The 13,698-nt window shown below is 72.3% G+C and carries 11 protein-coding genes; 3 read left to right on the top strand and 8 right to left on the bottom strand.

The annotated features are described in order from the left end of the window. The first annotated feature begins 3 nt into the window (after nucleotides 1-3). Nucleotides 4-1,287, top strand: a complete 1,284-nt coding sequence (locus tag ABD140_RS13575; RefSeq protein WP_344240545.1) for an FAD-dependent oxidoreductase — start codon at nucleotides 4-6, stop codon at nucleotides 1,285-1,287. A gap of 69 nt (nucleotides 1,288-1,356) precedes the next feature. Here the strand turns inward: ABD140_RS13575 and ABD140_RS13570 are convergent, their stop codons facing one another. Then, on the bottom strand, nucleotides 1,357-2,001 hold the full coding sequence (locus ABD140_RS13570) for a TetR/AcrR family transcriptional regulator (RefSeq protein ID WP_344240543.1): 645 nt from the start codon (nucleotides 1,999-2,001) through the stop codon (nucleotides 1,357-1,359). Nucleotides 2,002-2,103: 102 nt separating this feature from the next. On the opposite strand from ABD140_RS13570, the gene ABD140_RS13565 reads away from it, so the two are divergent. Continuing rightward, complete coding sequence (locus tag ABD140_RS13565) at nucleotides 2,104-2,907, top strand: SDR family NAD(P)-dependent oxidoreductase (protein ID WP_344240541.1); 804 nt, start codon at nucleotides 2,104-2,106, stop codon at nucleotides 2,905-2,907. A 211-nt stretch (nucleotides 2,908-3,118) separates the two neighbouring features. On the opposite strand, the gene ABD140_RS13560 is transcribed toward ABD140_RS13565, so the two are convergent. Genes ABD140_RS13560 through ABD140_RS13530 form a run of 7 tightly spaced genes read right to left on the bottom strand, consistent with a single transcriptional unit; the run spans nucleotide 3,119 to nucleotide 12,070 of the window. Beyond that, a complete protein-coding gene (locus tag ABD140_RS13560) occupies nucleotides 3,119-3,874 on the bottom strand; it encodes an enoyl-CoA hydratase family protein (protein WP_344240539.1) in 756 nt (251 codons plus the stop codon). A 27-nt stretch (nucleotides 3,875-3,901) separates the two neighbouring features. Continuing rightward, nucleotides 3,902-5,065, bottom strand: coding sequence for an acyl-CoA dehydrogenase family protein (locus ABD140_RS13555; protein WP_344240537.1), 1,164 nt, complete (start codon nucleotides 5,063-5,065; stop codon nucleotides 3,902-3,904). Continuing rightward, nucleotides 5,062-7,017, bottom strand: a complete 1,956-nt coding sequence (locus ABD140_RS13550; protein WP_344240535.1) for an acetyl/propionyl/methylcrotonyl-CoA carboxylase subunit alpha — start codon at nucleotides 7,015-7,017, stop codon at nucleotides 5,062-5,064. The genes ABD140_RS13555 and ABD140_RS13550 overlap by 4 nt, the downstream gene beginning before the upstream one ends. A 7-nt stretch (nucleotides 7,018-7,024) precedes the next feature. Next, complete coding sequence (locus tag ABD140_RS13545) at nucleotides 7,025-8,602, bottom strand: acyl-CoA carboxylase subunit beta (RefSeq protein WP_344240533.1); 1,578 nt, start codon at nucleotides 8,600-8,602, stop codon at nucleotides 7,025-7,027. Continuing rightward, nucleotides 8,599-9,741: an acyl-CoA dehydrogenase family protein gene (locus ABD140_RS13540; RefSeq protein WP_344240531.1), complete on the bottom strand. Its 1,143-nt coding sequence runs from the start codon at nucleotides 9,739-9,741 to the stop codon at nucleotides 8,599-8,601. Before ABD140_RS13540 ends, ABD140_RS13545 begins: the two co-directional genes overlap by 4 nt. Further along, the gene (locus ABD140_RS13535; protein ID WP_344240529.1) at nucleotides 9,738-11,456 is read right to left on the bottom strand and encodes an acyclic terpene utilization AtuA family protein; all 1,719 of its coding nucleotides are present in this window, start codon (nucleotides 11,454-11,456) and stop codon (nucleotides 9,738-9,740) included. Before ABD140_RS13535 ends, ABD140_RS13540 begins: the two co-directional genes overlap by 4 nt. Then, a complete protein-coding gene (locus ABD140_RS13530) occupies nucleotides 11,453-12,070 on the bottom strand; it encodes a TetR/AcrR family transcriptional regulator (protein WP_344240527.1) in 618 nt (205 codons plus the stop codon). The genes ABD140_RS13535 and ABD140_RS13530 overlap by 4 nt, the downstream gene beginning before the upstream one ends. 273 nt (nucleotides 12,071-12,343) lie before the next feature. Between ABD140_RS13530 and ABD140_RS13525 the strand changes: the two genes are divergently transcribed. After that, complete coding sequence (locus ABD140_RS13525; protein WP_344240525.1) at nucleotides 12,344-13,657, top strand: flavin monoamine oxidase family protein; 1,314 nt, start codon at nucleotides 12,344-12,346, stop codon at nucleotides 13,655-13,657. The last annotated feature ends 41 nt before the right edge of the window (nucleotides 13,658-13,698 follow it).

The following is a 13,698-nucleotide window of genomic DNA, read 5'->3' as shown; positions in this document are numbered from 1 at the left end:
AACGTGACCACACCCACCTCCGCGAACCCCGTCGACGTTCTCATCGTCGGAGGCGGCATCGGCGGCCTGAGCGCGGCCTTCGCCCTGGCCCGCGAGGGCCTGCGGGTACGTGTGCTGGAGCAGGCCCGCGAGTTCGGCGAGGTCGGCGCCGGCCTGCAGATCGCGCCGAACTGCACCCGGATCCTGCACGACTACGGCCTGCTGGAGGAGGCCAAGGGCCTCGGCGTGCTGCCGAAGAGCATGGTGATGCGCGACGCCGTCGACGGCAGCGAGCTGACCCGCCTGGACCTGGGCGACCTGGAACGCGAGTACGGCTTCCCGTACATGGTCATCCACCGCAGCGACCTGCACGGCATCTTCCTGCGCGCCTGCCGGCGCGCGGGAGTCGACCTGGTCACCGACGCCCACGTCACCGGCTACGAGAACACCCCGTCCGGCGCCCGGGTGCTGCTGGAGGACGGCCGCGCCGACCGGGCGCGGGTCGTCATCGCCGCCGACGGCCTGCACTCGGTCGCGCGCAGGCTCCTGGTCGAGGACGAGCCGGTCAGCTCCGCCTACGTCGCCTACCGCGCCGCGGTACCCATCGAGCAGGCCGGCCGGGACGTCGACCTCAGCGAGGTCTCCGTCCACGTCGGCCCGCGCTGTCACTTCGTCCACTACGGGCTGCGCGGCGGCGAGATGCTCAACCAGGTCGCGGTCTTCCAGTCCCCCAAGGCCCTCGCGGGCGAGGAGGACTGGGGCACCCCGGACGAACTCGACGCCGCCTTCACCGCGACCTGCCCCGACGTCCGGGCGGGCATCCCGCTGATGTGGCGCGACCGGTGGTGGCGGATGTTCGACCGCGACCCGATCACGACCTGGGTCGACGGGAACATCGCGCTGCTCGGCGACGCCGCCCACCCGCCGCTGCAGTACATGGCGCAGGGCGCGGTCATGGCCATCGAGGACGGCTGGGTGCTCGCCGGGCACGTCGCCGCCCGCCGCGCCGAGGACGGCTCGGTCGACTGGCGGGGCGCGCTGGCGGCGTACGAGGCGGTACGCCCCGAGCACTGCCGCCGGGTGGTGGAGACGGCCCGCGCCTGGGGCGAGCTGTGGCACCTCGACGGCGTCGCCCGCCTCCAGCGCAACGCCCTTCTACGGGCCCGCGACACCTACGACTACTCCTTCACCGCGTGGATCTACGGCCCCACGGCCCTGACCCCCGAGGAGGAGCCGCCGATGTTCACCCCGATCCCCCTGGACTCCGCCGACGTCTCCGGCGTTCCGGAGCCGGCCGGCACCCGCTGACCACCGGAGGTCCGGCGTCCGCGCGGCGGGCGCCGGACCTCCGCGTCGAGGCCACCGACCCCGAGCGGGTCAGACCGCCGCGGAGGCCGGGTCGCCCTCCGAAGAATGCGGGGGTTCCGTCGTGTTCGGCTCACAAGGGCGTCTCACTGCCGCGAGGCATTGGTCGTAGAGGTCTGCCAGGTCGAGTTCCCCCTCACCCCTGGCCCATAGCTCGGTCGCGGTGTCGGCGCAGGCGAAGACGGTGGCGATGATCGCTTTGGCCTGCAGGGCGGGGGCCGGGCGGGAGCCGGTGTCCAGCCGTGCCTGGACGAGCGGGAGGAGGTCGGCTTGCCAGCGCAGCCGCTTCTCGATGTAGCGGGCGTGCAGTGAAGGGGTGTCGAAGATGAGGCGCGACAGCTCCAGCGCCCGCTCGGGCGTGTGGTTGGCGGTCAGGAGGACCTCGAAGCCGGTGCGCAGGGCGTCCCAGGCCGACATCTCGGCCGGCTGCCGCCGGACGGACTGCTTCAGCAGCTCGCCCAGCGCCTCCTGATCCCCGCAGACCAGGTCCTCCTTGGTGCCGAAGTAGCGGAACAGGGAGCGCTGCGAGATCCCCGCCTCCCGCGCGATCTGCGCGATCGTCGTCTGCTCGTAGCCCTGCTCGGCGAACAGGCGGAGCGCCGTGTCCAGGATCGCCTGGACGGCGGCCTGCCGCGAACGGTCCCACAAGGTCGTCATGGGACCTCAGGCTACCCCGACTGGACAGCAGCCGCCTTCTTGGCATTTACTGCCATCTAGACATTCGCTGCCGAGAAGGCACCGACTGAAAGAAGGTTCGCCGTGACGGCCGTCGACTACCGCGGACAGACCACACTGATCACCGGCGCCAGCGCGGGTCTCGGCGCCGAGTTCGCCCGGCGGCTCGCCGCCCGCGGCTCGGACCTGGTGCTGGTCGCCCGCCGCGGACCGCGCCTGGAGGCCTTGGCCGCCGAGGTGCGCGCACACCACCGGGTCCGGGTCCATGTGGTGGAGATGGATCTGGCCACCGACCGCCCCGGGCAGGCGCTGGCCGCGCGCGTGGAAGGGCTCGGCCTGAACGTCACCAGCGTGATCAACAATGCCGGATTCGCCACCTTCGGCCCCTTCCACCAGGCCGATCCGCAACGGCTGCTTCAGGAGATCGCCGTCGATGTGACCGCGGTGGCCGACATCAGCCGCGCCTTCATCGACCGGCTGCGTACGGCCGGGCGCGGGGTACTGGTCAACGTGGCGAGCATGGCCGCCTATCAACCCAATCCCCGCATGGCGCTCTACGGCGCGACCAAGGCGTTCGTGCTCAGCCTCACCGAGGCGCTGTGGGAAGAGTCGCGCGGCACCGGCCTGCGGGTGCTGGCGCTGTCCCCCGGCGCCACCCGCACCGAGTTCTTCGACGTCGTGGGCACCATGCGGGCCGCCGGAGGGTCCAGACTCGCCGCGCCCTCCGACGTCGTCCGCACCGCACTGGCCGCCCTGGACCGCAGGAACCCCCCGCCCAGCGTCATCGCAGGACGCCTCAACCGGGTCATGGCGACCCTCTCCCGCCGTCTGGCCACCCGCCGTCAGGTCATCCGGACCATCGGCCGCCTCACCGCCGAGCGGGCATAAGGCCGACAGGCGAAGAGCCGCAGGGCCGCCTCCAGGAGCTGCGTCCGGCCGACCATGAGCCTCACGCTCCGCCCGGTACGCAGACTCCCCGCCCGCCTCGCGGTCCCGCTCTTCCGGCGCTTCCGCTGGAACCGCTACCAGCGCCCGTCCCGCTCCTCCCCCAGGGCACTCCGCCTGGAGGAGAAGCGGGTCGGCCGGCCCTCGCCGCCGGTCAGGCGGGCTTGGTGCGGTTGAGGAAGGCGAGCATGGCCTCGCGCGCCTCCTCGGAGGCGAACAGGCGGGCCGAGAGGGCCGCCATCTCGTCGGCGCCCGCGTCGATGTGCTCGAGGAGCGCCTTGTTGAGCAGCCTCTTGGTCTCGCGCAGGCCCTGGGGGTGGCCCTTGGCGAAGGAGGCGCAGATGTCGGCGATCTCGTCGTCGAGTTCGCCCTCCGGGGTCGTCCAGGTGACCAGGCCGTCGTCTGCGGCCTCCAGGCCGGTGAAGACGGAGCCTGAGAGGAACGTCATGGCGGCGGACCGCGAGTGCATGCGGGGCAGCAGCACCAGGGAGATGACGGCCGGGGCCAGGCCCAGGCGGACCTCGGTCAGCGCGAAGGTGGCGTCGTCGGAGGCGATGGCGACGTCGCAGGCGCCGACGATGCCGATGCCTCCGGCGCGGACGGCTCCGGCGACCCGCGCCACGACGGGCTTGTCGAGGGTGACGATCCGGCGCAGCAGGGAGATCAGGCCGCGGGCGCCCTCCTCCATGCTCCCGCCCGCGGCCTCCGACAGGTCGGCGCCCGAGCAGAACACCGGGCCCTCCTGGCGGATGACCACGACGCGGACGTCCGGGTCGGCCTCGGCCCGGTCCAGGCCCGCCGCCAGCTCCGTGACGAGCCGCCGGGAGAGGGCGTTGCGGTTGTGCGGGCTGTCCAGCACGAGGGTGGCGACCGCGTCAGCGGCGGAGTAGTGCACGAGCTCGTCGGCCATGGGATTCCTTCCGGACGGAGCCGCGGGTCAGTAGCTCTTGGGCAGGCCGAGGCTGTGCATGGCCACGAAGTTGAGGATCATCTCGCGGGAGACGGGGGCGATGCGGCCCAGCCGCGCGGCCAGGAGGATCGTGCCGAGGCCGTACTCCGAGGCGAGCCCGTTGCCGCCGTGGGTGTGCACGGCGACGTCGGTGGCGTTGCAGGCGAGCTCACCGGCGGCGTACTTGGCCATGTTGGCGTATTCCCCCGCCGCGAAGTCGTCGCCCGCGTCGTACAGCGCCGCGGCCTTCTGGGTCAGCAGCTTCGCCTGCTCCAGCTCGATCTTGATCTTCGCCAGGGGGTGCGCGACGGCCTGGTGGGCGCCGATGACCTCCTTCCAGACCTGGCGCGTCTTGGCGTACTCCACGGCCTTGTCCAGCGCGTAGCGCGCCATGCCGATGGAGAAGGCCGCGCCCATGATGCGCTCGGGGTTGAGCCCGGCGAAGAGCTGGCCGAGCCCGGCGTCCTCGTGGCCGACGAGGGCCTCGGCGGGCAGGCTCACCTCGTCGAGGAACAGGTTGAACTGCTTCTCGGGCGAGACGATGTCCATCGGGATGTGCTGGTACTCCAGGCCCGGGGCGTCGGTGGGCACCAGGAACAGGGCGGGCTTGAGCTTGCCCGTCCGCGCGTCCTCGGTGCGGGCCACGACGAGCACCGTCTGCGCCTCGTCGACGCCGGAGATGTAGGTCTTGCGGCCGGTGAGCAGCCACCGGTCGCCGTCGCGCCGCGCGGTCGTGGTGATCCGGTGGGAGTTGGAGCCGGCGTCGGGCTCGGTGATGGCGAACGCCGCGGTGGTGGTGCCGTCGGCGATGCCGGGCAGCCACTGCCGCTTCTGCTCCTCGGTGCCGCACCGCGCGAGGATCGTGCCGACGATCGCGGGCGAGACCACCATGAGCAGCAGCGGGGCCCCGGCCGCGGCGGCCTCCTCCAGGACGGCCGACAGGTCGGCGATACCGCCGCCTCCGCCGCCGTACTCCTCGGGGATGGAGACGCCGAGGTAGCCGTTCCGGCCCATGTCCCGCCACAGCTCGGTGGTCTTCTCGCCGGACCTCGACTTGGCCTCGATGTACTCGCGGCCGTAGGAGGCGGCGAGTTTGCGCACCGCCTCGCGCAGGGCGAGCCGCTCTTCGGGTTCGGTGAACATCGTCGTCATGCGTCCTCCTCGACTCGCGCCAGCACGTCTCCGGCGGAGACCTGCCGTCCCACCTGTACTTCGATCGCGGCCACCACGCCGTCGGCGGGCGCGGTGACGTTGTGCTGCATCTTCATCGCCTCCAGGACGAGGACGACCTGTCCGGCGGTGACGGTGTCGCCGGCCTGCGCGTGCACCGCGACGACGCTGCCGGGCATCGGCGCCAGCAGCGATCCGGCCGCGACCTGGGCGGCGGGGTCGGTGAAGCGCGGCTGCCGGACCAGGGGCAGGTGGCCGAGGACGGAGTCGACCTCGCACCGGTCGCCGTGGAGCCGCACGGTGAAGGGGCGCCGGACGCCGTCGTGCTCCAGAACCACCGCGTCGTCCCGTACTTCGACCACGCGGATCTCGCCGTCCGCCGACGTGTAGCCGTCGCGTCCGCCGTACCACTCGACGGTCAGCCGGTCGAAGACGGTGCGCTGCGGCTGCGTGACCACGTTGCGCCAGGCTGCGGGGATGCCGCGCTGGACGGGCGAGCGGTGTCTGCGCGCCTCGGCGTCGGCCACCGCGGCGGCCAGGCCGGCGAGCCGCAGCCCCTGCTCGTCGTACCCGTTGCGGGTGAGCACGGCCAGATCGGCGCCGTCGAGGTACGTCGTGTGCGCCTTTCCGGCGGTGAAGACCGGGTCGCGCAGCAGGTTCACCAGCAGGTCGCGGTTGGTGAGGACGCCGTGGACGATCGTCCGCTCCAGCGCGCCGGCCAGGCGGCGCAGTGCCTGCTCGCGGGTGGGCCCCCACGCGATCACCTTGGCGGCCATCGCGTCGTAGAAGGTGCCGATCTCCGTGCCCGCCTCGACGCCGCTGTCCAGGCGGATGCCGTACGACGCGGGGTTGTCGAAGCGCGCCGTGACGCCGGGGACGTCGAACGCGGTGAGCGTCCCGCTCTGCGGCTGGTAGCCCTCGGCCGGGTCCTCGGCGTAGAGCCGCACCTCGACGGCGTGGCCTCGGGGTTCCGGCGGGCCCGCGGGGAGCAGGTCGGCCAGCGCCTCGCCTTCGGCGACCGCGATCTGCAGGGCGACGAGGTCGAGGCCGGTCACGCATTCGGTCACGGGGTGCTCGACCTGAAGGCGCGTGTTCATTTCCAGGAAGAAGAACCGGTCGCCGTCGAGGAGGAACTCGACCGTCCCGGCGCCGACGTATCCGATCGCCTCGCCCGCGGTGCGTGCCGCCTCGTGCAGCGCCGCGCGGACGGCGTCGGCGATGCCGGGGGCGGGCGCCTCCTCGATGACCTTCTGGTGGCGGCGCTGCAGCGAGCAGTCGCGGTCGCCGAGGACCGCGACCGCCCCGTGGGCGTCGCCGAGGATCTGCACCTCGACGTGGCGGCCGCGCTCGACGTACGGCTCGCAGAAGACGGTCGGGTCGCCGAAGGCGCTGGCCGCTTCGTTCGAGGCCAGTCGGACGGCCTCCGCCAGGTCCGCCATCGCGTGGACGACCCGCATGCCGCGGCCTCCGCCGCCGCTGCTCGCCTTGACCAGGACGGGCAGGTCGGCCTCGGTGATGGCGGCCGGGTCGAGCTCGGCCAGCACGGGGACGCCCGCGTCCGCCATGAGCCGCTTGGCCTCCACCTTGGTGGCCATCGCGTCCATCGCCTGCGGGGTCGGGCCGATCCAGGTGAGGCCGTTCTTGATGACGGCGCGGGCGAACTCGGCGTTCTCCGACAGGAACCCGTAGCCGGGGTGGATCGCGTCCGCGCCGCTGCGGACGGCGGCGGCCAGGACGCGGTCGGCGTCGAGGTAGGTCTGCGCCGGGGTGTCGCCGGGCAGGAGCACGGCGAGGTCGGCGTCGGCCGCGAACGGAGCCGCGGCGTCGGCGTCGGAGTGCACCGCCACGGTCCGGATGCCGAGCGTGCGGCAGGTGCGGAAGACGCGGCGGGCGATCTCGCCGCGGTTGGCGACGAGGAGACGGGTGATGGTCATCTCGGCCTCACATCCGGAAGACGCCGTAGCGCGTGGTGCCCTCGTAGGGCGCGGAGTCGATGACGGAAAGGCAGATGCCCAGGACGGTGCGGGTGTCGCGCGGGTCGATGATCCCGTCGTCGTAGAGCATCCCGGAGAGCACGAACGGCAGGCTCTGCTCCTCGACCATCGACTCGACCATGCTCCGCATCCCGGCGTCGGCCTCCTCGTCGAAGGGCAGGCCGCGGGACTCGGCGGCGGCGCGCGAGACGATGGAGAGCACGCCCGCGAGCTGCTGCGGGCCCATGACCGCCGACTTGGCGTTGGGCCAGGTGAACAGGAAGCGCGGGTCGTAGGCGCGGCCGTTCATGCCGTAGTTGCCCGCGCCGTAGGAGGCGCCGATCAGCACCGACAGGTGCGGGACCGTCGAGTTGGAGACGGCGTTGATCATCGCGGCGCCGTGCTTGATGATCCCGCCCTGCTCGTACTCGGCGCCGACCATGTAGCCGGTGGTGTTGTGGAGGAAGAGCAGCGGGGTGTCGGACTGGTTGGCCAGCTGGATGAACTGCGCCGCCTTCTGCGCCTCCTCGCTGAACAGGACACCCTGGGCGTTGGCGAGGATGCCGATGGGACGGCCGTGGATCCGCGCCCAGCCGGTGACCAGCGAGGGTCCGTAAAGCGGCTTGAACTCGTCGAACGGCACTTCGTTGCCGGCGCTCACGCCGTCGACGATGCGGACGATGACGTCGCGCGGGTCGAACGGCTCCTTCAGGTCGGTCGGGATCAGGTCGAGGAGAGTTTCCGGAGGCTGGACCGGCTCGGCGTACCCTGCGGGCTCGGGCCGTGCCTTGCGCCGGTTGAGCCGCGCCACGATGCGGCGGCCGATGCGGATGGCGTCGTGCTCGTCCTCGGCCAGGTAGTCGGCGAGGCCGGAGGTGCGGGCGTGCATCTCCGCGCCGCCGAGGGTCTCGTCGTCGGACTCCTCGCCGGTGGCCATCTTCACCAGAGGCGGACCGGCCAGGAAGACCTTGGCCTGCTCCCGGACCATCACCGTGTAGTCCGACAGGCCCGGCACGTAGGCGCCTCCGGCGGTGGAGTTGCCGAAGACCAGTGCGATCGTCGGCTGCCTGCGGGCGCTGGCGCGGGTGAGGTCGCGGAACAGCCTGCCGCCGGGGATGAAGATCTCCTTCTGGGTGGGCAGGTCCGCGCCGCCGGACTCCACCAGCGAGATCGTGGGCAGCCCGTTCTCCTCGGCGATCTGCGAGGCCCGGAAGAGCTTGCGCAGCGTCCAGGGGTTGGAGGCTCCGCCCTTCACGGTCGGGTCGTTGGCGGTGATCACGCACTCCACGCCCTCGACCACGCCGATGCCGCAGACCACGCTGGCGCCGACGGTGAAGTCCGAGCCCCACCCGGCCAGCGGGGAGAGCTCCAGGAACGCCGATCCCTCGTCGACCAGCAGCTCGATGCGCTCGCGGGGCAGCAACTTGCCGCGCCCGCGGTGGCGGGCGGCGTACTTCTCCCCGCCGCCCGCCGCGGCCTTGGCGTGCTCGGCGTCGAGCTCGGCGAGCTTGGCCAGCATCGCCTCCCGCCGTGCCTCCCCGGTCATGAGGTGTATCCCAGCAGTTTGGCCGCGAGGTCGGTGAGCACCTCGGTCGCGCCTCCGCCGATCGGGAGGATCCGGGCGTCGCGGTAGTGCCGCTCCACCTCGGTCCCGTGCATGTAGCCCGTTCCCCCGTGCAGCTGGACGGCCTCGTCGCAGACGTACGTGGCGCACTCGACGGCGGTCTGCTTGGCCAGGCACGCCTCGGCGATGACCTCGGCGCCGGTGTTCCCGGCGACGTGCTCGGCGACGACCGCGTGCGTGTAGGCCTTGGCGACCTCCACCCGCCGGTGCATCTCGACGAGCTTGTGGCGGACGACCTGGCGTTTGATCAGCGGTTCACCGAAGGTGCTGCGCCGCCGGCAGTACTCGGCGGTGAGGGCGAGCGACCGGGCGGCGATGCCGTAGGCGTGCACGGCGAGGCCGATCCGCTCCACGACGAACTGCTCGGCGATGTAGAGGAACCCGGCGTTCTCCGCGCCGACCAGGTTCGCCGCCGGGACGCGCACGTCCACGAAGGACAGCTCGGCGGTGTCGGAGCAGTGCCAGCCCATCTTGGCCAGCGAGCGGTCGACGGTGAAGCCGGGGGTGTCCTTGTCGATGACCAGCAGGCTGATGCCGCCGGAGCCCGGACCGCCGGTGCGGACGGCGGTGGTGACGAAGTCGGCGCGCACGCCGGAGGTGATGAAGGTCTTGGACCCGTTGACGACGTAGTGGTCGCCGTCGCGCACCGCCGTGGTGCGCAGGCCGCCGACGTCGGACCCGCCGTCGGGCTCGGTGATGCCGAGCGCGCCGATCTTCTCCCCCGCCAGTGTCGGGCGGACGTAGCGGTCGACGAGTTCGGGCGTGCCGTGGGCGGCGATGTGGGGAAGCGCGATGCCGTGGGTGAACAGGGCGGCCATCAGGCCCGAGGACGCGCCTTCGGCGAGCATCCCCTCGTCGAGCGCCACCTTGTCCGCGAGCGTGCCGCCCTCGCCGCCGGCCTCCTCGGGGAAGCCGATGCCCAGCACCCCCTGCTTGGCCGCGGCCAGGTGCAGCGAGCGGGGGATCTCGCCGGAGTCCTCCCACCCTTGCAGGCGGGGGGTGATCTCGCGGCGGGCGAACTCCGCGCCGAGCTCGAAGAGTGCTTGCCGTTCCGGGTTCACAGGAGGTCCTCTCTGATGTCCACGAGGCGGGAGCGCACCCACTCCCCCAGTGCCTTGGCCTGCGGGTCGAAGCGGGTCGAAGCCGCGACTCCCTGGCCGAGCAGCCCCCGGAACAGCACGTTCACCGCACCGAGGCCGGGTAGCGCGTACACGTCGACGTCCTTGTCCGCGGCCTCGGGGACGAGTTCGCGGACCTTTCCGGGGCTCATCAGCCCGATGAGCCAGGCGATCCGCCGCTCGCGCAGGGGGGAGCCGTCGTCGGCCACCCACAGGCCGAGGTTGGCGTCGCCGCCCTTGTCGCCGGACCGGGCGTGCACGAAAGTGCCGAGCGGCAGCCTGCGGGTCGGGACGTCCGGTTCCGCGGCGTCCGGCTCGGGGCGGCGGCCCGCGTCCTTCACTTCTGCAGGGCCGAACACGACCGGGTCGGGGATCGCCTCGCGCGTCCCGTCCGCGTGGACGACGGTCTGCCGTACCGCCGAGCGGTCGACGTACTCGGGCCGGTAGACGCCGTAAGGCGAGGGCGACGGGGGCGGCCCGGTCATGGTGAAGCCGGGGTAGGAGGCCAGGGCGAGCTCGACCGCGGCGGCGGTGAACGCCTTGCCCACCGGCTCCTGCGCGGCGTCCATCACGGTGCAGCGCAGCAGGGTGGACGCGCCTTCCTCGGTGTCGGCGTCGGGGGCGGGGAGCCCGCCGCGCGTCCAGGTGACCGAGGAGGCGGTGAGCCGGGGGGCGAGCTGCGCGCGGACCCACTCCTCCTTCGCCTCCAGGTCGAGCCCGGTGAGCACGAACTCCACGGTGTTGCGCCAGCCTCCGAGCTCGTTGAGGCAGACCTTGAGCCGCTCCGGCGGCGGGGCCCCGCGCGTCCCGGAGACCAGCACCCGGTCGCGTCCCTCCCGCGTGAGCCGCACGGTGTCGAGCAGCGCGGTGGCGTCGGGGTTGAGGTAGCGCGCCGACTGGATCTCGTAGACCAGCTGGGCGGTGACGGTGTCGACGGTGACCGCGCCGCCGGTGCCCTCGTGCTTGGTGATGACGCTCGAACCGTCGGCGGCGAGCTCGGCGATCGGGAAGCCCAGCGGCCTGCCCAGGTCGGCGCCCTGCTCGGCGAGCTTCCGGAAGCCGGAGAAGTTGCCGCCGGTGGCCTGGGTGCCGCACTCGATGATGTGGCCGGCGACGACCGCGCCCGCCAGCTCGTCGTAGGAGGTCTCCGTCCACCCGAAGTGCGCGGCGGCCGGGCCGACGACGAGCGAGGCGTCGGTGACGCGGCCGGTGACCACGATGTCGGCGCCCTTGCGCAGGGCGGCGGCGATGCCGAAGGCGCCGAGGTAGGCGTTGGCGGTCAGCGCGCCCGCGAAACCGAGGTGCTTGACGTCGTCGCCCTCGACGTACGCGATCGCCGGATCGAGGCCCAGCCCCTTGGCGATCTCGCTCAGCCGTCCGGCGAGGGCCGCGGGGTTGAGGCCGCCGGCATTGCTGACGATCTTCACTCCGCGTTCGAGCGCCAGGCCGAGGCAGTCCTCCACCTGCCGCGCGAACGTGCGGGCATAGCCCAGATCGGGCGACTTCAGCGCGTCCCTGCCGAGGATGAGCATGGTGAGCTCGGCGAGGTAGTCGCCGGTGAGCACATCGAGGTGCCCGCCCTCCAGCATCTCGCGCATCGCCGACATGCGGTCGCCGTAGAACCCCGAGCAGTTCCCGACGCGGTAACGTCCGCTCATCCCCGCAGCTCCTTCAGCTCGTGGTCGAGGGTGACCGCCCAGCGGTCGAGGATGCGCCGCCGCCGCGCGGAGTCGTCGGTCAGCGTGTTGGCCAGCCCCAGCCCCCGGACGAGGTCGAGGGTCGCCTGGACGAGCTCCCGCACGCCGGGCACCGACTCGTCCACCCCCAGCGCCTCCACGGTCAGCCGGTGCACGCCGCTCCCGATCCGGTGCTCCAGCTGGATGACCGCGGCGTGCAGCGCCTCATCGCTGCGAGCCGCCACCCACAGCTCCAGCGCCGCCACATAGAGGTCACTGGAGAACTGCTCTCCGAGAATGTGCACGACCCGCCGCACCCGGTCCGGCCCGTCCCCCAGCCCGGTGATGGCGGCCCGGTACGCCTCCCCCCGCGACTCCCACAGATGCTCGATCGCGGCGAGCACCAGGTGGTTCTTGGTCGGAAAGTGGTGCAGCTGGGCGCCCCGGCTGACTCCGGCCCGCTCGGACACGAGCACCGTGGAGGTGCCGCTCCAGCCGTAGTCGACCAGGCACGCGACCGTGGCGTCGAGAAGCCGCTGCCGCATGCTCTGCGACCGCTCCTCCTGCGACACCCGGCCCGTCGCGGTGGATGGCATGCGCCCACCCTGCCCCTTGAGAAACAAACAGTCAAGACTGACTTTTACTGATTCGCCCACCCCCCCATGGCCACGTTCCGCCATCGGCCCCAAGACGACCTCCCCGCGACCGCGCTCTCCTCTGGGCGCGGGCGGAGAGCTGTTGACGGTGCCCGTCCATGAGAACTAGATTCCGAAACGTCATTCCGCGTAGCGGAACTTGGTGCGTCTTTCGGGTGGCGTGTCGACGGCGGCGGGTGAGTGAAGGGATCCGGGATGGGGAGCGGGCATGATGTGGTCGTCGTCGGAGCGGGGCTCGCGGGGCTGCAGGCGGCGATCTCCCTTCGGGAGGCCGGGGTGGATGTGCTCGTGCTGGAGGCCGCGGAGCGGGTCGGGGGGCGGATCAGGTCGCTGGAGGGGGTCAACGGGGTCGAGGAGGCCGGGGCGGTCAACATCGGGGACGGGTATGCGCGGTTGATCTCCCATGTGAAGGCGGCGGGGCTTGAACGGGAGCCGGTCGCGTACTCCATGCGGGAGCATGCGGTCGTCGTGGACGGGCATGTCGGCACGGCGCTCGATTGGGCGGGGAATCCCGGGAATCCGCTCTCCGGGGAGGAGCGTGCCGTTCCGCCTGCGCTGCTCGTCGCGGGTGCGCTCGCGAAGAACAATCCGTTGGGCGGGCCTCGGGACTGGATGGCGCCGGAGGCGGAGCGCTGGGACGTTCCGCTCACCGACTATCTCCACTCGGTCGGGCTCTCCGGCGAGGCGGTGGCGTTGGCCGATCGGGCGGGGACCTTTGAGACGTTGGGGGGCACCTCGGCGTTGGCCATGCTCCGGGCGGTGCAGCGGGCGTCGCGGCATTCGCCGCAGACGTCGAACATCGTCGGGGGTAATGCGCGGTTGCCCGAGTCGATGGCCGCTCGGCTGGGCGGGAGCGTGCGGGTGCGGAGTGCGGTGACGGCGGTCCGCGAGAGCGGGGATCTGATGGTCGTGGAGCTGGCGGACGGGGAGCAGATCACCGCGGGGCATGTGATCGTCGCGGTGCCGTTCTCCGTGCTGCGGGCTTGGAGCGCGCTGCCCGCGTTGCCGGGGGTGGTGTCTCGGCTGATCGATGAGCTGCCCTATCCGGCGTTGACCAAGTATCACCTGGTGGCGCGCCGGCCGTTCTGGGAGGAGGACGGGCTGCCTCACGCCATGTGGACGACCAGCCGGATTCAGCGGCTGCTGCCTTGGCGGCTGGCGGCCGATGGTCCCAGTGCGCTGGCCGTCTGGGTCACCGGGCGTGAGGCCCGGGTGCTCGACGGGCTCGATGAGCGGGAGCAGCGGGACATCGTCCTCGGGGAGCTCGGCCGTGTGCGGCCTGCGGCGGTCGGGGCCGTCGAGATCACCCGGATCGTTTCCTGGGGGCGTGAGCCGTGGGCCGGCGGGGCCTGGGCCATGCCGCTTCCCGGGCAGATGGCGGCGCTCGCGGCGGCCGTCGAGGCCGACACCGGGCGTGTCCAGTTCGCCGGGGAGCATCTGAGCGTGGAGGACAGCGGGATGGAGGGTGCGCTGGAGTCCGGGGAACGTGCCGCGGGCCGCGTCCTCGCCCGGCTCGGCTCCGGCTGAGGGGCCGGAACGGTGGAGGGGCACGCCCGTCGTCGCGGACG

Origin of the sequence: Actinocorallia libanotica (genome assembly GCF_039525175.1) — a bacterium.
Lineage (GTDB): Bacteria > Actinomycetota > Actinomycetes > Streptosporangiales > Streptosporangiaceae > Actinocorallia > Actinocorallia libanotica.
Note: the sequence above shows the minus strand (reverse complement) of the source record. Positions and strands in the feature narration are given on the sequence as shown.

What these genes read in the sequence shown, in the direction of transcription:
- ABD140_RS13560 (WP_344240539.1), bottom strand. Translation starts at nt 3,874, where the DNA reads ATGGCCGACGAGCTCGTGCACTACTCCGCCGCTGACGCGGTCGCCACC.
- ABD140_RS13550 (WP_344240535.1), bottom strand. Translation starts at nt 7,017, where the DNA reads ATGACCATCACCCGTCTCCTCGTCGCCAACCGCGGCGAGATCGCCCGC.
- ABD140_RS13530 (WP_344240527.1), bottom strand. Translation starts at nt 12,070, where the DNA reads ATGCCATCCACCGCGACGGGCCGGGTGTCGCAGGAGGAGCGGTCGCAG.
- ABD140_RS13555 (WP_344240537.1), bottom strand. Translation starts at nt 5,065, where the DNA reads ATGACGACGATGTTCACCGAACCCGAAGAGCGGCTCGCCCTGCGCGAG.
- ABD140_RS13570 (WP_344240543.1), bottom strand. Translation starts at nt 2,001, where the DNA reads ATGACGACCTTGTGGGACCGTTCGCGGCAGGCCGCCGTCCAGGCGATC.
- ABD140_RS13545 (WP_344240533.1), bottom strand. Translation starts at nt 8,602, where the DNA reads ATGACCGGGGAGGCACGGCGGGAGGCGATGCTGGCCAAGCTCGCCGAG.
- ABD140_RS13535 (WP_344240529.1), bottom strand. Translation starts at nt 11,456, where the DNA reads ATGAGCGGACGTTACCGCGTCGGGAACTGCTCGGGGTTCTACGGCGAC.